We start from the raw sequence: 17,111 nt of genomic DNA, 5'->3' as shown, positions 1-17,111 counted from the left end.
CTATTTTTTATTAATATTTTAGAATAAGAGATGGTGAATCATGTCATAAATAAATGAGGTTTTTAGGCTTATACATTAATATTACTTGGTTAAGGCTGTTTTTATTTGCATATATACAAACCTTTCATGAACTGTAAGTGTTGTATTCCATTATTGTTTTGTATAATAAACTCAAAGACATGATTAATAAAAGCATTAGTTTAGTGATTATGAAATTAGAATTTATTATCTAAAGTGCAATGCACTTTATTAAATGGAGGAAATAAAGAATGGTTGAGAAAATATTAGAAGTACAATCTTTACGTAAGTATTATGGGAAAAAGGATAATGTTACAAAAGCTATAGATGGCAGTAGCTTTCAAATTGTAGATGGAGAGTTTGTTGGTATTATGGGAAGTAGTGGGTCTGGAAAAACAACATTACTGAATTGTATTGCAACAACTACTTGTCCAACAGATGGGAAAATTCTTTTAAAAGGTGAAGATATAGGACGATTTAAAGGAAAGAAACTGGCTGATTATAGAGGAAATCGTATTGGATATCTGTTTCAAAATTTTGAGTTAATTGATAACTTGAATGCTAGAGAAAACATTATGTTACCTGTTTCTATTCATAATATGATGGGAAAAGAAGATGAAAAAAGAATTGATGAACTTGCAAAATATTTAGAGATTGAAGATGTAATGACAAAATTCCCATCAGAAATGTCTGGTGGACAAAAACAGCGTGTAGCAGCTGCTAGAGCATTAATTATGAATCCAGAAATAGTTCTTGCAGATGAGCCTACTGGCGCATTAGATTCAAAAAATGCAAAATTATTAATGAAAAAACTTTCTGGACTAAATCAAAAGCAGAGGGCAACTATTTTAATGGTAACTCATGATCTTAATGTAGCAAGTTACTGTTCACGAATTTTATTTATTCAAGATGGAATGGTTTTTCATGAACTTAGAAAAAGAGTTCCAGAAGAATCTCAAGAAGCTTTTTATGAAAGAATCATTTCAGTAATGGCACAATTGGGAGGAGGAAGTGCAAATGTTCTTTGATTTAGTTAAGAAAAATAGTAGACGAAATAGAAAAGAAAACGGGCTATTTTTTGTATCTTTGATTGTGTCAATAATAGCATTTTATATTATTTTATCATTAGAAAATCAGGATGTAATAATATTTTTAAAAACAATAGAAAGTGATGCAGTTAATCGTCTATTATTACTAACGCCTGTACTATATGCAGTTTCATTATTTATTTTATTCTTTTTGGTTTACTTTGCAGGAAAGTATCAGTTGGAAAAAAGAAGTCATGAGATTGGTATGTATTTGATGCTTGGTATGCGTCGTAAAAGATTATTCTTTATGCTTCTGGTAGAAGAGGTATGGAATAGTATCATATCACTTGCTATTGGAATTCCTATAGCTGTTTTTATATCAGAGATGATTAGCATGATTACAGCCAAAGTTGTTGGGTTTGGTATTATAGGACATAAATTTTCATTTTCTATTTTGGCAGTGCTGTGGACGCTGGTTGGTTATTTTCTTATTAGATTAGCAGCTCTATTAATATTAAGTGGAAATATTGCAAAAAAAGAAATAATGCAATTACTATCAGAATCTCAAGACAAAAAACATAAGGTTCACAATAGGGTTTTTACAATAATAAAGCTATTACTAGGAATTACATTATTGATTATTTCTTATGTACTGGCTATTGCAGGAGATGCATGGACTTCTATTAAGGTTATGGGAATTACAGTTATTTTAGGGCTTTGTGGTACTTTTCTTTTATTTCATGGTATTGGAATATTATTTGAAACTATTCTTAAAAAGATGAAGAATAAAAATGGGTTAGAAATATTTACATTTAGACAGTTACAGGAGAATGTATTTCTTAAATCAAATTCTCTTGCAGTTTCATCACTATTAGTTTTGATAGCATTGTGCTGCTTTGGTTATGGTGTTTCAGTAAGTTTTAACTATAGTTCAATAAATCAGAATGTGCTACATTATACATTTGAAGGAAAAGAGCAAGAGATAAAGGCAGAATTAAATAAGCTACAAATGCAAGATTATATGAATGAAATATTTGAGGTTAAAATAGGTCATTTAAGTAATTCTGATAATAGAGATAGCTTTTCTTATGAAAATTTAATAGAGGCTGTGAAGAAACAGGAAGATTTTAATGATAAGGATATCTTATTAAATAATCTTCAGCATTTCACATATCCATATTTGATTTCTTTATCAGGATATAATAACATTCTAAAATTGGCAGGAAAGGATACCATCAAGCTTGGTGAGAATCAAGTAGCGTTATATAATGGTCTAGAGTTTTCATATGGAAATACAGCAGAAATATTGAGAAGTGTACTTAAAGAAAAAGTAAAGGTAGAAATTGAAAATAAGGGATATGAGCTTGTAGAACAACTTTGCCAAGATAATATTGTCACTGATCGTTCTATAAATATTAGTTATGGATTGATTGTTTCAGACGATGTATTTAATCGTTTTACAAATGGAGAACATAGTTCTTATTGGAATGCAGCATTAAAAGATGATTTTGTGAAAGATAATGGGTTAATGCAGGCAATCAGACAGGTAAATGAATTACTTAATAAGACAAATCTAAAGTATGAAAGCTACCTACAAAATATGGGAAGACAATTGTTTTATACAGTGGCAGCTAGCTATACAACAATTTACCTTGCAATTATTTTCTTGATTATTGCCAATACTGTTATAGGAGTTCAATTTTTAATGCAACAGCAAAAGACAGAAAGACGCTATCAGACAATAATTCGTCTTGGATGTGATTATAAGGATTTATGTAAGTCGGCTAGAAAACAGATAAAATGGTATTTTTCTTTTCCAGTAGTGGTTGCAGCAATTGGAAGTATATTTGGAATTAGGGCATTACTTTCAGGGACTGCCACTTCAGAAATGAAATCAAAAATTGGTGCATTAATGATAGTTGCAGTACCTATAATTATTGTATTTTGTGTGGTAGAATTTTGTTATATCATTGCTGTAATACAAATGAGCGATAAGCAAATAGTTGCATTGATGAATATGAAAAGAGAAGATAGATAATAATATAAAATTACATTAAGTTAAACTTAGAAAGGGGGATTCAAATGAAAAAGATTGTCATAGTTGAGGATGAATTATTTATGAGGGAAGAACTTGTATCTATATTGCAGAAAGAAGCATACGTTACTTGTTGTATTACAAGCTTTATCAACACAGCAGAAGAAATCTTAAAGGCATCCCCTGACCTTGTGTTGTTAGATTTGAATTTACCAGGCGTAACTGGTTTTGAAATATGTAAAACAATTAGGATGAAAAGCACTGCCCCTATACTGGTGCTCACTAGTCGAGACCAATTAAGAGATGAACTACATGCTTTAGGGTTAGGAGCAGATGAATACCTTACAAAGCCATGTAACAAAGATAGATTAATAGCTAGAATTTCTAATTTGCTTCGTAGATATGAAGATAGAAATCATTTTATTGAAATAAAAGGAGTAAAACTTGATTTGCAAACTTATACAATGTATGCTAATGAGCAGTCCATTGTACTAACTGAAAATCAAGGGAAAATAATGGAGCTTCTTTTATTAAATGCAGGTAAAATTGTTACAAAAGATATGCTGTTTGAGAAAATATGGGGCACTAAAGAGTACATTGATGAAAATGCACTACAAGTTAATATGACAAGGTTAAAAAAGACAATTAGAAGTTTAAACATAAAGTATGAAATTATAACAGTAAGAGGCAAGGGATACAATCTTGTAGCAATTGAGGAAAAAGAAAATGATTAGAAAGTTAGTTAGCATCTTTTTAAAATATAAAATATGGCTTGTTGTAATTATGATTTTTAATGTTATGTTTGGTGTTTTTCTTTGGTTAATTGATGCTAATGGTTTCACTTATATTTTTCCAACCATGATAATTGGTTCTATTTTATTATATAGTTTAATTAGTTTTGTAGTTTATGGTATAGATAAAAGAAAAGAAGAAGCACTTATAGAGTTTATAGAAAATCCAGATTTGCATGAAGAAGAAGTATGTCTTAGTTTTCTTTCAGGTGGAGAAAAAGAGATTATTCATTTAATTGGAGAAAAGCTTCGTAAAAAGAAGGAGCTAATCAAAAAGCAAGATTTAAATCTAAAGGAATATGAAGAGTATATAGAAACATGGGCACATGAGATAAAAACACCATTAGCGTTGATGACGTTTGTTCTTGATAATAGAAAGGAAGAGATTTTATTTCCAATCTATCAGAGATTAGAATATGTAAGAACTAAAATGCAAGAAGATATCGAAAGAATGTTATATTATTCAAGAGTGAAATCTGAGCATTTAGATTATATTTTTACCAAAATATCACTTGATGAAATCAGTAAAGATGTTGTTGATGAGTATAAAAACTTAATAGAGGAACAAAAAATTACTATTAATAATGAAGTAGGAAATATACAGGTACTTTCTGATAAAAAAGGGTTAATATTTGTGTTAAGACAGGTTTTAAGTAATTCTATAAAATATATGGATAGAGAAAAATTCAATCCTTTCATAACACTACTTACTAAGATTGATAATAAAAGTGGTAATATAATGCTTGTAATTAAAGATAATGGAATAGGCGTTAAGCCGTATGATTTGCCATTTTTATTTGATAAAGGATTTACAGGAGATACTGGAGAACAGAGAAAACGATCTACTGGAATGGGACTTTATTTGGCAAAGCAAGTAGCTGATAGCCTAAAATTTAAAATCGAAGTTTCAGAAAAATACAAAGATGGTTTTGAAATATCTTTGTTATTTCCTATCATAGAATAGTAAAACCTCATTTATTTGTGATATGGTGAAGCGTACCTGTAGAGAACCCAAATAAATAGATAATGATTAAAGGTTAATTAATAAGTCAATTATGTTAAATATGTAATTGGCTTATGTTATAATTATTGTAGTTATTATGTGTAGCAAAGAAAAATGAGTAATGGGAAAGGAGGATATATGATGGCAGTATATTTAAATACTAATAAATCTTTAGAAAATTATAAAAGGTTATTAAATATAGATTATTTTGTTGATAAATCAATGATAATAGAAAAAACTAATAAGCTTATTAATACAGCAAATAGTTATATATGCATAACAAGACCAAGACGATTTGGTAAATCAAGTGTTGCTGATATGTTAGGTGCTTATTATTCGAAGGCTGTGGATTCAAAAGAGATTTTTGATAGACTTAATATAAGCAAATCTTATGATTATGAAGAGCATTTAAATAAATATAATTTAATTAATATATCCTTTAATAAAATACCAGAAATCGGGAAAAGCTTTGATGCTTATATGGATATGATAAAGACATCATTAATAAATGATATTAATGATGCTTTTCCAAAAATTGATAGTAAAAAATATTTCACTATAAGTGATATGTTAAGTGATACTGGAGAAAAGTTTATTTTTGTTTTTGATGAATGGGATTATATTTTTAATAATAATTTATTTATTGAAAATCAAAATGATTTTTTAGAGTTTTTAAGAAATCTCTTAAAGGATCAACCTTATGTAGCTCTTGCATATATGACAGGAGTTCTTCCTATAAAGAAATATTCAAGCGGTTCTGCTCTTAACATGTTTGATGAATTTACATTTTTAAAAGATAGAACATTTGATGAATATTTTGGATTTACAGAAGATGAAGTTATGAAGCTTTGCAATAAAAATAAAAATATTAGTTTTAAAGAATTAGAAAATTGGTATAATGGTTATTTAACTGCAAAAGGAGTTAAAGTATATAATCCAAGATCAGTAGTGAAAGCACTACAAAATAATTACTATGAAAGTTATTGGACTAATACTGGTGCTATGGATGAGGTAGCAGAGTATCTTAAATACAATACATTAGAAATCAGAGATGATGTAATAGAAATGGTATCGGGTGAGGAAGTTGATATTATAATAGACGAGGAATTTAGGGCAGGTCAAGGAGTACCAAGGACTAAAGAAGAAATATACTCGGCTATGATAGTACTTGGATTTTTATCATATTATGATGGGTATTTAAAAATACCTAATAAGGAACTTATGAAGGAGTTTGAAAAGGCTTTAAGAGATAAATCTTTTGGATATGTTTCAGAGATAATAGCTAATTCAAAAAGAATGTTAAAGGCAACAGTTAATGGAGATATAAAAACTGTGGAAGCTATACTTCATGATATCCATAACTCAGAAATACCAATACTTCAATATAATGATGAGAACAGTCTTTCATGTGTTTTAACTTTAGCATATCTTTCTGCTAGAGATACCTATAGAGTAGAAAGAGAAGAAAAAACAGGAAAGGGTTATGCAGACTTTACTTTCCATCCTAGAAGAAAGAATGACACGGCCTTTATAGTTGAACTCAAAAAGGATGAATTACCAGAAGTAGCACTAAATCAAATTAGAGAAAAAGAATATGTAGAGAAGATAAGACGCGAGAATGATGGCAAAAAAGTATTAGCAGTGGCAATATGCTATGATTCAAAGAATAAAGAACATACTTGTAAAATTGAAAAAATCTAAGATGATAATATAGATAGGCTCAGTGTAGTCTATCTGTATTTTTGTAAAAAATATAATATTATATATACAGGATAATAGTCCAATGTAGGAGCCAATATCCTGTATTTTTTGAATGTGCCTAAAACTATGCTTGGGGTTTTAATATACGTGGCTCATAAACTTCTGCAACGGCTTTCATAATGAAAATGAAGCAGACAGCAAAAAATATTATTGTTACAATGAGAAGTACATATTGGTAAGCAAATTTGCCAAGTATAAATCCATAGATTAATGATCCAAAGGGAACAGCTCCTTGACAGAACACACCCAATAAAGCAAAGAACCTTGCTCTCATTTCATTTGGAACCATTTTTTGAAGATTTACATTCATAGGTGTGTTTATTCCTGAATTGAACAATCCACATAATAGTATTACTGCTGCTAAAATTATAAATAGTTTCAAGTTATGACCACCAAGATAATTTACAGCATTTGGGTATAAGGAAAATGTAAGTACAAAAAGCATAGCTGCTTGAAGTAAAATTGCAAGTTTTATTACCATTTTTGTACTAAATTTCTTTAAATAAGCACCTATTGATATATTTCCAAGTAGTATACCAACGGTAAAACATGAAATTAAATAGCCATACTGCTGTGAATTAAAACCTACACATTTTTTTAATACATAGGGAAATACTATATCAAAAAAAGGTGCAACAAGAAAATTACTTAGCAAGCAAAATAGGAAAAGTTGATTTAAAGCTTTATTTTTCTTTATAAAGCCAATTACACTAGCATTTTCTGTAAAAAATAATTTTAAAGTTATTCTTTCTCTTTGTCTATTTATATTTTTATAAATTATAAGAAATGAACAAAGTGCTGATATTATAAAGGATATACCATTTAAATAAAATACTGTTTTTATTCCTAAAATTCCATATATTATACCTCCAAGACAAGGGCCTATAATCATTGAAATTGCATCACTGCCGCCTCGCATGGACATGGCTTTCATAAGTTCTTCTTCTTTTATGAGTTCTGGAAGAATTGCTGTAGATGATGCTGAAAAAATACTATCCATAATAGAAATAAATATCTGTATTAAAAATAGTGTATAAATATTTAAATTATTCCATAAGGCTAAAAATCCTAAAGTGAGCATTAAAATTCCTCTGCCAATATCGGTTATTACCATAATGTTTTTTCTATTCTTTCTATCACCTAAAATGCCTGCAAAGGGTAATGTGATTACATTAGGTAACAGATTAAGAGCAGAAAATATTCCCATCATAATTGCAGAATGAGTTATATCCAATATATAAAGTGGTATTGCTATCTGTTGTATTCCAGTTCCAATGTAGGATATAAATCTTCCTAACATATAAAATAATAAATTTTTTTTAAGTTTCATTTTATCTCCTTATATTAAAATTGATCTTTTACTATTATTTATAAAGTTATAGTAACGTGACTTCCATCTTTCGAGTGTACATCAACAATTTTTAAACCTTTGTATTCTCTTAAAATGTCAATACAACTTGAAAGTTCTTTCCAATCAATTATATTTACATATTTTTTATCTTTTTCAGGTATATGTTTTTGAATAAATGGGGTATCTACAATTGAAATTCCAAATTTTAAAAGTGCATTAGGCACAGGCACTGTAAATCCCCTTTTACCTGACTTAATATATATTTTCATAAAATTTCCTCTCTATTCTATACTAACTTCTACTAAATCACCATTTGCACTTTTCACATCTACTATTTTTCCTGAAAGGTTATTGTCTATTGCATCGGAAATAAGATTCAAATCTAAATTTTCCATTCCCTTAATGTTATCAGCTATTGGTATTTTACCTATAGTTTTAAGCATAGTTTTTATAAACTTAATTGGAAGATTTACATTTACATCATCTCCCTCATGAGAAGTAACCTTTATTTTAAGCATTTTGTTTATGATGTCTGTATCGTTTGAAGTATTTCCTAATGTTTCAATGGATGTGCTCTTAGTGTTAAGTGCTTCTATAAGTTGTTCTGCTTTTTCAGAAGTTATTTTACCTTCTTGTACCATTTTTAATATTTTTGACATTTCTTCATTCATTTTAAACGCTCCTTTAATTAACATATTAGGCATAATCAATTAAATAATAAGTCCATCTGTCAAGCCTACTTTTTATTTTCTTTCATATGCCTTATTCATTTAACATTTTAATGGCTTGGTCTGAAGTTATCTCTCCTTTGTCTAGCATATCTACTATTTTCTTCTTATCTACGGAAGGTTCCTTTGCTACCTTATATCCAAGAGAAGTTATAACTTCATCTAATTTTGCTCTTACTGTTGGATAGGATATGCCAAGTTCCTTTTCAACATCTTTTATATTTCCTCTATTTTTTAAAAACACTTCTATAAATTTTAATTGTTCTCCTGAGAGATATTCAAACTTTGACATTTCAAAATCATTTTCTATTACAGTACTGCATTTAGAGCACTTTAGTTTTGAAATGAAAAGTTTAGAAGAACAAACAGGGCATTTACTAATAACTTTATATGCCAAATTATCACTTCCTTTCTTGTGTTTATAATATATCACTTTAAATTAAATAAATCAATATTAGAATTAAATAAATTAATATTAATATTAATTTATTTAATATTATAAAGTTTTATATTGATATTATTAAGTTATGAATTAATAATAAAGTAAAATATATTAAGGTATTTTTCATAGAACGGGAAAATGGAATTACCATGGTGCAAGGGAGAAGAATATTCATCTTACGGAGTATTTATTTCTGATGAAAAAGGTGAAGTGGATTTAGATTTAGCTAAGCCAGTAAAAGGTACTTATGAAGCTAATGATAGCATGGGATTAATTTATTCATTGAAAAAGTCTAGAACTGAAGGCAAAAACATTGCAGAAAATATATCTATTGATGAACCAATGATTATGAATATGGTATTTGAATCTTCTGATGAAAAAAAGGAAATTAATTTAAAGCGATTGTTTAAAACAGAAGATGTTATCATAAAGAATATATGTGAAGAAGAGTTTAATGGGCAGTTATTTTATAAAGAAAAACCTAATAATAAAACAGTTTTAATGGTAGGCGGATCAAGTGGAGATGTAAGAGCATTAGCTCTGTTAGTAGCACCGCTTGCATCTACTGGATTTAATGTTCTTATAGTTCCATTTTTTGATTCAGAAGGATTACCAGACAAATTAGAAAAAGTTGCACTAGAATATTTTGAAAAAATATTTAAATGGATCGAGAATAATGAAATTACGTGTTCTAAAGAGATATTTCTACATGGAACATCAAAACAAAACCCAATTAGTTAAAAGTCTTGAAAAAAAGGATTTTGTATCTATAATACCTAGTAAAAAAGATAAGAGATCTGTAAATGTATGTGTGACTGATTTAGGAATGGATGCCATTATTAAATGTGGGAAAGATGGCACTATTGATTTCATGGCTGATATTTTTAAAGATTTTACTAAAGAAGAAATAGAAACTCTTTGGAAGCTATTGGTTAAACTATATCGCTTTGATGGTATAGAAATGGATGGATTTGAAGAGAAGGTTCAAGTTCCTATCATTAATAGGGGAGACTATAGGTGCAGCCATATCATTTTGGTTATATAGAAAAGGTTTTAAGAAAAAGATAGAAAAATTTTCAGTTAATAATAGATACTTAAAAAAATTAGTAAAGAGTCAAGGCAAAGAAAGCACTTATCTAGTATTTTTAATAAGATTATTACCTTTTGTGCCTTCTGGATTTGTAACATTAGGTGCTTCAGTGAGTAATATGAATATTATTCCTTTTACAATAGCAACTTTTTTAGGGAAAATACCTTCTATTATATTAGAAGCATTGGTAAGCTACGACTTTATTAATATACAAGATAATTGGGCTAGGCTAATAATTACGCTATTGTCATTAATTTTAATCATAATTTTTATGAACAAAAATTATAAATATAATGAGGAATAATTTATATATATAGGTAGAAACAATTATATATGTTAATAAATACTTTTATAATTAATGAAATATGTTGTTATGAAAGCATTTTATTTTTGAATTTTTTAGTGATATACTAAATTAGTTATTATAAAGAATCAGCAAGGATGAAGTATAAACATGGAAAATAAAAATTATTTGTACGATAATTATTTAAATATGGCTAGAAATTTAAAAAGTGAGAGAAACTTATTAAAAGCTTTAAAATTTTATAAAAAAGCATATGCATTAAATGTAGGTAAAACGGATATAGAATTTTTACTTGATATGGCATTATTATATGATGAAATTGGTTTGAGAAAAGAAGCAGAAGAAAAATATTTAGAAATAATTAATTTAGATGAAGATGAACCCAGAGCTTATTATGGTTTAGGAACTATATATGATGAATTAGGCGATTTGTCAAAAGCAAAAGAGTATTACAAAATATCAATACAAAAAGATTCAAGTTATGATAAAGCATATTTCTTTTTAGCCAATATATATGATGAATTAGGTGATAAAAAAAAGGCAATTTTAAATTATAAAAAAACTATTGAATTAAATAACAATGATTTATGGGGATATGCGAACTTAGCTTGCATTTTTGAAGAATTAGATAGAAATGAAGAAGCGTTAAAATATATAAATAGGGCTCTAGAAATAAATCCTAAACATTATAGAATATTGTTTAACAAAGCTGTAATATCAAATAAATTACATAAGAAACAAGAAGCTATAGATTATTATAAAAAGTCTATAAAAGCAAATCCTACATATACATATAGTTTTTTAAATTTAGCTGTTATATATAGGGAAGATAATGATTTTACAACTGCAATAAATGTAATAAATAAAGGAATAGAAATAAATCCAGAAGAAGGATTCTTATATTACAATAGAGCTTGCTTCTATGTTAATACAAAGGAATTATTAAAGGCTTTAAAAGATGTAGAAAAGTGTATAGAGCTAAATGATTTATTCTTAGATTATATGAAAAAAGATAAAGAACTTGATCCTATAAGAGATTTAAAGGAATACAAAGAATTTATAAACAACATTTAATAGAATAATATGGTATTATTTTATATAGTGATGCAAAAATGATGTGTTTTAAATATGTGTTCATATATGTAATAGGTAAAGTGGCATTGTAATTTTTAGTTTTCTTAAGTTCAATTACTCTCGTCAGCTTTGCTTATACATATATGAATACTTTGCTAAAATAAATATTAAAGAAAGTGGGGGCGAAGGCTTATGAAGGAAACTTTTACAGAAGGTTTAGAGATTTCAATGAATAATCTTTACAAAACAGGAGCATTTTTAACATGTGGAGACGAAAATAAAGCTAATACTATGACAATTAGCTGGGGAAGTGTAGGTTATATTTGGAGACGACCTATATTTATGGCACTAGTTAGAGAAACAAGATATACTAAAGAATTTTTAGATTCTGGTGATAACTATACAGTTAGTATACCATTTGAAGGAAGTATGAAATCAGCACTTACTATATGTGGAACAAAATCAGGTAGAGAGATAGACAAAGAAAAAGAAGCTAATATAAAATTTATACCTAGCAAAAGTGTAAGTAGTCCTATAGTTCATGGATGTAATAAATATTATGAGTGCAAAATATTGTTTAAACAAGAAATGGATTTAGATAATATTGATCCTGAAATCAAAGATAAATTCTATGGCGAAGGTGAATCAAAGCATGTATTATATTTTGCTGAAATATTAGAAAGCTATACTAAATAATAAGTATTTATCTATGTTATTAAACAGAGTCTTTTATTTTCACAATAAAAAGCTATTACTTAACTGGGTTGTCCAATTAAGTAATAGCTTTATTGTTATTTTAATGATTATTTTCTATAATTAATTTGTGATAAATTAGGTGTATGTTCAAATTCGATTGGTTCGTTCTTGTATAAGAATTTTACTCCATCAATCCACTCACCTTTATATTTTACTTGAAGAAAAGTTTCTAATAAACTATTTTCAGATATTTCTCCACCGGTAGAACCTTGTAATTTATTAGCTGCCCAATTAGGTTTCTTTAAATCAGCATTGCTAGTTACACCTTTATTAGCTGCACTTTCATCTAAGTTTATAGTAGCAATTTTTTTGCCATCTACAGTATCAATAGATTTTACTTCTATTGGTAAGTTATCAAATGTTTTTTCAGAAAGAGCCTTTGATAACTTCTTTAATTTATCTTCTAAACTTAAATCTTTGTTTAGCTCAATAGTTGAAATTTCTTTTATTTCCATATTATCTGCATCTTCAGTATATATAGAGAATGCCTCAGTTTCTTTTTTATTATTCTTATCATTTTTATCATCTTTAGAAGTATCAGTAGGATTGTCCTTTTTGATATCATTCTCATTATCTGTCTTTGGATTCTCTACTACAGTATTGTCTTCTGGTTTTGTATTAGTGGCTGAATTTGAAGAACAACCTACTAAAGCTATACTTAACATTAGAACCGTAGCTAAAATCAATTTTTTTACCATTATTCTTTCCTCCCTATTTAAAAAAATAAGTAATACTTTAAAATATCATAACAATTATAGCATATGTATTCAATAATTAAAAGTTTGGGGATATGAAGAAAATAATGGTAAATAACGAAAATATATTTTCAAAATAATTGACAATTTATTTTGAATGTAGTATATTTTGATTATCAAAATGTTTGATTGCAGAAATTAAATTACTAAGTCAAATATTTAATGTTTTATCTGGAGGAAAATAAATAGATGAATCAATCAAAAAAGATAGTCAATCAGATATTAGTAGAATTATTTAATGATATTTTACAAATAGAAGAACAAACAATAAAAGAAGGAGTAATTTCAGATCTTTCAATTACTGAAATTCATACTATTGAAGCAATTGGAATGTATAAAAAAAGAACTATGTCTGAAGTAGCTCAAGATTTAAAAATAACAGTTGGAACATTAACAACTGCAATCAATAAACTTATTAAAAAAGGTTATGTAGAAAGAAGCAGAATAGAAGAAGATAGAAGAGTTGTTTTAATTGCTTTAACTAAAAAAGGAAAACTAGCTTATAGATTACATGAAAAATTTCATAATGATATGGTTAGTAACTCAATAGAAAGCTTAACACAACAAGAAGAAGCAATGCTAATTTCAGCATTAAATAAGATAAATGAGTTTTTAAGAGAAAAATATAAATTGAAATAATTAAGGAGAAAAGTATGAATATTAAAATAGGGGGAGTAGGGGGATATCTACCATCACTCGTTGTTACAAATGATAAAATTAGTGAATTTGTTGATACTAATGATGAGTGGATAGTTGAAAGAACAGGTATAAAAGAACGTAGAATTTCAGAAGGTGAAAATACTTCGGAAATTGCTGTGAAAGCCGCTAAAGTTGCCCTTGAGAGAGCAAAGATTGATTCTGAAGATTTAGATTTAATAATAGTAGCAACTATTACTCCAGATATGTTTATGCCATCTGTGGCGTGTTTAGTTCAAAAAGAATTAAATGCTAATAAGGCTGCGGCATTTGATATAAATGTTGCCTGCTCAGGTTTTGTATTTGCATTAGAAACTGCAAATTCATTAATGAAATCATTAAATTACAAGAATGCACTTGTTATAGGTGCAGAAACACTTTCTAAAGTTATTAATTGGAATGATAGAGGAACATGTATATTATTTGGTGATGGTGGTGGAGCAGCAGTACTTGTAAGAGATGAAAAGAATGGAATAATTAATTCCTATTTGAAAACAGATGGGAAAAAAGGAGATTCATTGACTATAGGTGCGCTTGATTTTAACACTCCTTTTACTAAAGAAAATTTTATTAGCAACCAATATGTTGAGATGAATGGTAGGGAAGTTTTTAAATTTGCAACTTCAGCTATTATTAAAGGAATTGATGGTGTATTAGAAGGTACAGATGTTTGCTTAAATGATATAAAGTACATAGTACCTCATCAAGCTAATATAAGAATATTAGATTATGTTGCTAAAAAATTAAAGATAGATATAAATAAGTTTTATATAAATTTAGATAAAACAGGAAATACATCCTCAGCTTCAGTGCCATTAGCTTTAAATGAGTTATATGAAAAAAATCTTCTAGAAGAAGGAGATAAGATACTTTTAGTAGCTTTTGGTGGTGGATTAAGCTATGGAGCTACATTACTAGAATGGTAAAAATTAAATTATTAGGCTATGTTTTAGTAAAGTGTTGAGATATTAATATATAAACAGATACTTAAAATATAGTTAACTATTAATTTAAAGATAAATAAAAAAAGAGACATCAAGGAGGAAAAAATTATGTTATTTGAAGAAATTAGAGATATAATATGTGAACAATTAGGTGTAGAAAAGGATGGAATAACTTTAGAAACTACATTTGAAGATTTAGGAGCAGATTCTTTAGACTTATTCCAAGTTGTAATTGAATTAGAAGAAAAATTCGATATTCAAATAGAGGAAGTTGAAAAGTTAAAGAGCTTAAAAGATGCAGTTGAATATGTAAAGAATAAGACGAATAATTAAAATTTAAAATACTAACATCCAAGTTAAGTCGGGTATGCAAATAAGTATTCCCGATTTAATTATATAATATAAGTATTTTTGTAAGAACACTATTAGGAGGAATTATTTGTGGCAAATAATAGAGTATGTGATCTACTTGGTATAAAGTATCCAATATTTCAAGGAGGTATGGCTTGGATCGCAGATGCATCTTTAGCAGCAGCGGTAAGTGAAGCAGGTGGAATTGGAATAATAACAGGAGCAGCACCAACAGAATGGGTAAGAAAACAAATCAGAGAAGCTAAAAAATTAACAGATAAACCTTTTGGTGTAAATATAATGTTAATGTCTGAAAATGCAGAAGAAATAGCGGAACTAGTATGTGAGGAAAATATAGCTATTGTTACTACTGGAGCAGGAAGTCCAGGTAAGTACATGGAAAGATGGAAAGCAAATAATATAAAGGTAATACCAGTTGTTGCATCAGTAGCCCTTGCTAAGAGAATGGAAAAAGCAGGAGCAGATGCAATTATAGCAGAAGGTACAGAATCAGGTGGTCATGTAGGTCAACTTACTACAATGGCATTAATTCCACAAGTTGTAGATGCAGTAAGCATACCAGTTATAGCAGCAGGTGGAATAGGTGATGGAAGAGGAATTGCAGCTTCTTTTATGTTAGGAGCAGAAGGAGTTCAAGTTGGAACTAGATTTTTAGTTGCAAGAGAATGTACAGTAAATCAAAATTATAAAGATAAGATATTAAAAGCTAAAGACATAGATACAGAAGTTACAGGTAGATCTACAGGTCATCCAGTAAGAGTGCTTAAAAACAAACTATCAAGAATGTATGCTAAGTTAGAAAAAGAAGGTATAAGTCCAGAAAAATTAGAAGAATTAGGAGCAGGTACTTTAAAGAAAGCAGCAGTAGATGGTGATGTGGATAATGGATCTATAATGTCTGGACAAATTGCAGGCTTAATTAATAAAGAACAAACATCAAAGGAAATTATTGAAGAGATGTTTGAAGAAGCAAAGCAAAGGTTTGTGTTGTTTGGAGGAAATCATGAATAGTGAAAATATTGCATTCCTTTTTCCAGGTCAAGGTGCCCAATATGTGGGTATGGCAAAGGAATTCTATGATAAAATACCAGAATGTAAAGAAATAGTTGATAAAGCAGAAAAAATATTAGATATGCCAATAAAAGATATGCTATTTAATGGTCCTGAAGAAGTTTTAATGCAAACAGAAAATGCTCAACCTACAATAGTAGTGGCTTCTTTAGTAGCATTAAAAGCTTTGGAAGTAAATAATATTGAAGCAAAGTATACTGCAGGATTAAGTCTTGGTGAATATGCTTCACTAATTTTTTCAGGAGCGCTTTCTTTGGAAGAAGGATTACTTCTAGTAAAAGAGAGAGGTAGAATCATGGGAAATTCTCTTCCAAAAGGTCTTGGAAAGATGGCAGCTATTTTAAAGCTTGATAATGAAAAATTAGAAAATCTATTAGAAAGAGCAAGTGAGTTTGGCATTGCAGAAGCAGCAAATTACAATTGTCCAAAACAAGTAGTTATAGCTGGGGAAAATAAAGCTATTGATGAAGCAGTGAAAATTGCAAAGGAACTTGGAGGATTAGGAATACCTTTAAAGGTAAGTGGACCTTTCCATAGTTCATTATTAAACAATGCAAGTGAAGAATTTTATAACACATTAAAGAATACAAATATAAATTCATTAAATAAAGTTGTATATTCTAATGTGAAAGGGTTACCTTATGATGAAGAAGATGATTTTAAAGAGTTATTAAAAAGACATATAAGATCATCTGTACTTTTTGATAAGACTATTGAAGATATGATAAAAAATGGAGTTAATACATTTATTGAAGTTGGACCAGGTAAGGTTCTTAGTGGATTTGTAAAGAAAATTAATAGAAGCGTTAAAGTATTAAATATAGAAGATATGGAATCATTAAATAAATTATTATTAACATTAGAAGAAATTTAGCTTAAGGAGGATTTTTAT

At 28.2% G+C, this 17,111-nt stretch carries 20 protein-coding genes; 15 read left to right on the top strand and 5 right to left on the bottom strand.

Annotated elements, in window-relative coordinates:
• The first annotated feature begins 269 nt into the window (after nt 1-269).
• The 5 genes from NG918_RS14665 to NG918_RS14645 all read left to right on the top strand — a co-directional run bounded on the left by NG918_RS14665 (nt 270) and on the right by NG918_RS14645 (nt 6,576).
• Complete coding sequence (locus NG918_RS14665; protein ID WP_252226788.1) at nt 270-1,046, top strand: ABC transporter ATP-binding protein; 777 nt, start codon at nt 270-272, stop codon at nt 1,044-1,046.
• A complete protein-coding gene (locus NG918_RS14660; RefSeq protein ID WP_252226786.1) occupies nt 1,036-3,084 on the top strand; it encodes an FtsX-like permease family protein in 2,049 nt (682 codons plus the stop codon). Before NG918_RS14665 ends, NG918_RS14660 begins: the two co-directional genes overlap by 11 nt.
• Before the next feature lie 44 nt (nt 3,085-3,128).
• Nucleotides 3,129-3,815, top strand: coding sequence for a response regulator transcription factor (locus tag NG918_RS14655; RefSeq protein WP_252213011.1), 687 nt, complete (start codon nt 3,129-3,131; stop codon nt 3,813-3,815).
• Nucleotides 3,808-4,836, top strand: coding sequence for a sensor histidine kinase (locus NG918_RS14650; protein WP_252213009.1), 1,029 nt, complete (start codon nt 3,808-3,810; stop codon nt 4,834-4,836). Before NG918_RS14655 ends, NG918_RS14650 begins: the two co-directional genes overlap by 8 nt.
• 180 nt (nt 4,837-5,016) lie before the next feature.
• Nucleotides 5,017-6,576: an AAA family ATPase gene (locus NG918_RS14645; protein ID WP_252213071.1), complete on the top strand. Its 1,560-nt coding sequence runs from the start codon at nt 5,017-5,019 to the stop codon at nt 6,574-6,576.
• 124 nt (nt 6,577-6,700) lie between these two features.
• Here the strand turns inward: NG918_RS14645 and NG918_RS14640 are convergent, their stop codons facing one another.
• The 4 genes from NG918_RS14640 to NG918_RS14625 all read right to left on the bottom strand — a co-directional run bounded on the left by NG918_RS14640 (nt 6,701) and on the right by NG918_RS14625 (nt 9,112).
• Nucleotides 6,701-7,966, bottom strand: a complete 1,266-nt coding sequence (locus NG918_RS14640; RefSeq protein WP_252226783.1) for an MFS transporter — start codon at nt 7,964-7,966, stop codon at nt 6,701-6,703.
• Between the two features lie 38 nt (nt 7,967-8,004).
• A complete protein-coding gene (locus NG918_RS14635) occupies nt 8,005-8,256 on the bottom strand; it encodes a hypothetical protein (protein WP_252213005.1) in 252 nt (83 codons plus the stop codon).
• A 12-nt stretch (nt 8,257-8,268) separates the two neighbouring features.
• Nucleotides 8,269-8,658: an SHOCT-like domain-containing protein gene (locus NG918_RS14630; protein WP_252213003.1), complete on the bottom strand. Its 390-nt coding sequence runs from the start codon at nt 8,656-8,658 to the stop codon at nt 8,269-8,271.
• A gap of 91 nt (nt 8,659-8,749) precedes the next feature.
• Nucleotides 8,750-9,112, bottom strand: a complete 363-nt coding sequence (locus tag NG918_RS14625; RefSeq protein ID WP_090093900.1) for a DUF2089 domain-containing protein — start codon at nt 9,110-9,112, stop codon at nt 8,750-8,752.
• Nucleotides 9,113-9,295: 183 nt separating this feature from the next.
• On the opposite strand from NG918_RS14625, the gene NG918_RS14620 reads away from it, so the two are divergent.
• From NG918_RS14620 to NG918_RS14600, 5 genes are all read left to right on the top strand, one after another.
• Nucleotides 9,296-9,898, top strand: coding sequence for an acyl-CoA thioesterase/BAAT N-terminal domain-containing protein (locus tag NG918_RS14620; RefSeq protein WP_252213001.1), 603 nt, complete (start codon nt 9,296-9,298; stop codon nt 9,896-9,898).
• Nucleotides 9,867-10,202, top strand: a complete 336-nt coding sequence (locus NG918_RS14615; RefSeq protein WP_252212999.1) for a MarR family winged helix-turn-helix transcriptional regulator — start codon at nt 9,867-9,869, stop codon at nt 10,200-10,202. The genes NG918_RS14620 and NG918_RS14615 overlap by 32 nt, the downstream gene beginning before the upstream one ends.
• On the top strand, nt 10,129-10,551 hold the full coding sequence (locus NG918_RS14610; protein ID WP_252212997.1) for a TVP38/TMEM64 family protein: 423 nt from the start codon (nt 10,129-10,131) through the stop codon (nt 10,549-10,551). Before NG918_RS14615 ends, NG918_RS14610 begins: the two co-directional genes overlap by 74 nt.
• 150 nt (nt 10,552-10,701) lie before the next feature.
• The gene (locus tag NG918_RS14605) at nt 10,702-11,625 is read left to right on the top strand and encodes a tetratricopeptide repeat protein (protein ID WP_252212995.1); all 924 of its coding nucleotides are present in this window, start codon (nt 10,702-10,704) and stop codon (nt 11,623-11,625) included.
• A gap of 192 nt (nt 11,626-11,817) precedes the next feature.
• The gene (locus tag NG918_RS14600) at nt 11,818-12,321 is read left to right on the top strand and encodes a flavin reductase (RefSeq protein WP_252212993.1); all 504 of its coding nucleotides are present in this window, start codon (nt 11,818-11,820) and stop codon (nt 12,319-12,321) included.
• A 107-nt stretch (nt 12,322-12,428) separates the two neighbouring features.
• Here the strand turns inward: NG918_RS14600 and NG918_RS14595 are convergent, their stop codons facing one another.
• Nucleotides 12,429-13,079, bottom strand: a complete 651-nt coding sequence (locus tag NG918_RS14595) for a hypothetical protein (protein WP_252212991.1) — start codon at nt 13,077-13,079, stop codon at nt 12,429-12,431.
• A gap of 246 nt (nt 13,080-13,325) precedes the next feature.
• On the opposite strand from NG918_RS14595, the gene NG918_RS14590 reads away from it, so the two are divergent.
• The 5 genes from NG918_RS14590 to fabD all read left to right on the top strand — a co-directional run bounded on the left by NG918_RS14590 (nt 13,326) and on the right by fabD (nt 17,093).
• On the top strand, nt 13,326-13,775 hold the full coding sequence (locus tag NG918_RS14590; RefSeq protein ID WP_252212989.1) for a MarR family winged helix-turn-helix transcriptional regulator: 450 nt from the start codon (nt 13,326-13,328) through the stop codon (nt 13,773-13,775).
• A 14-nt stretch (nt 13,776-13,789) separates the two neighbouring features.
• Nucleotides 13,790-14,758: a beta-ketoacyl-ACP synthase III gene (locus NG918_RS14585; RefSeq protein WP_252212988.1), complete on the top strand. Its 969-nt coding sequence runs from the start codon at nt 13,790-13,792 to the stop codon at nt 14,756-14,758.
• A 126-nt stretch (nt 14,759-14,884) separates the two neighbouring features.
• The gene (locus tag NG918_RS14580) at nt 14,885-15,109 is read left to right on the top strand and encodes an acyl carrier protein (RefSeq protein WP_252212987.1); all 225 of its coding nucleotides are present in this window, start codon (nt 14,885-14,887) and stop codon (nt 15,107-15,109) included.
• Between the two features lie 108 nt (nt 15,110-15,217).
• Entirely contained in the window at nt 15,218-16,159 is a 942-nt protein-coding gene (gene fabK, locus NG918_RS14575) for an enoyl-[acyl-carrier-protein] reductase FabK (RefSeq protein WP_252212986.1), read from the top strand.
• On the top strand, nt 16,152-17,093 hold the full coding sequence (fabD, locus tag NG918_RS14570; protein ID WP_252226779.1) for an ACP S-malonyltransferase: 942 nt from the start codon (nt 16,152-16,154) through the stop codon (nt 17,091-17,093). The genes fabK and fabD overlap by 8 nt, the downstream gene beginning before the upstream one ends.
• The last annotated feature ends 18 nt before the right edge of the window (nt 17,094-17,111 follow it).

The sequence above is a fragment of the Clostridium sp. ZBS2 genome, from assembly GCF_023845855.1.
Classification (GTDB): domain Bacteria; phylum Bacillota; class Clostridia; order Clostridiales; family Clostridiaceae; genus Clostridium; species Clostridium aquiflavi.
This window is presented reverse-complemented; position numbering and strand designations above follow the sequence as displayed.

Bases quoted from the DNA above. Each gene is read 5' to 3' on its own strand.
- NG918_RS14665 (WP_252226788.1), top strand. From the start codon at position 270: ATGGTTGAGAAAATATTAGAAGTACAATCTTTACGTAAGTATTATGGG.
- NG918_RS14660 (WP_252226786.1), top strand. From the start codon at position 1,036: ATGTTCTTTGATTTAGTTAAGAAAAATAGTAGACGAAATAGAAAAGAA.
- NG918_RS14655 (WP_252213011.1), top strand. From the start codon at position 3,129: ATGAAAAAGATTGTCATAGTTGAGGATGAATTATTTATGAGGGAAGAA.
- NG918_RS14650 (WP_252213009.1), top strand. From the start codon at position 3,808: ATGATTAGAAAGTTAGTTAGCATCTTTTTAAAATATAAAATATGGCTT.
- NG918_RS14645 (WP_252213071.1), top strand. From the start codon at position 5,017: ATGGCAGTATATTTAAATACTAATAAATCTTTAGAAAATTATAAAAGG.
- NG918_RS14640 (WP_252226783.1), bottom strand. From the start codon at position 7,966: ATGAAACTTAAAAAAAATTTATTATTTTATATGTTAGGAAGATTTATA.
- NG918_RS14635 (WP_252213005.1), bottom strand. From the start codon at position 8,256: ATGAAAATATATATTAAGTCAGGTAAAAGGGGATTTACAGTGCCTGTG.
- NG918_RS14630 (WP_252213003.1), bottom strand. From the start codon at position 8,658: ATGAATGAAGAAATGTCAAAAATATTAAAAATGGTACAAGAAGGTAAA.
- NG918_RS14620 (WP_252213001.1), top strand. From the start codon at position 9,296: ATGGAATTACCATGGTGCAAGGGAGAAGAATATTCATCTTACGGAGTA.
- NG918_RS14615 (WP_252212999.1), top strand. From the start codon at position 9,867: ATGGAACATCAAAACAAAACCCAATTAGTTAAAAGTCTTGAAAAAAAG.
- NG918_RS14605 (WP_252212995.1), top strand. From the start codon at position 10,702: ATGGAAAATAAAAATTATTTGTACGATAATTATTTAAATATGGCTAGA.
- NG918_RS14600 (WP_252212993.1), top strand. From the start codon at position 11,818: ATGAAGGAAACTTTTACAGAAGGTTTAGAGATTTCAATGAATAATCTT.
- NG918_RS14595 (WP_252212991.1), bottom strand. From the start codon at position 13,079: ATGGTAAAAAAATTGATTTTAGCTACGGTTCTAATGTTAAGTATAGCT.
- NG918_RS14590 (WP_252212989.1), top strand. From the start codon at position 13,326: ATGAATCAATCAAAAAAGATAGTCAATCAGATATTAGTAGAATTATTT.
- NG918_RS14585 (WP_252212988.1), top strand. From the start codon at position 13,790: ATGAATATTAAAATAGGGGGAGTAGGGGGATATCTACCATCACTCGTT.
- NG918_RS14580 (WP_252212987.1), top strand. From the start codon at position 14,885: ATGTTATTTGAAGAAATTAGAGATATAATATGTGAACAATTAGGTGTA.
- fabD (WP_252226779.1), top strand. From the start codon at position 16,152: ATGAATAGTGAAAATATTGCATTCCTTTTTCCAGGTCAAGGTGCCCAA.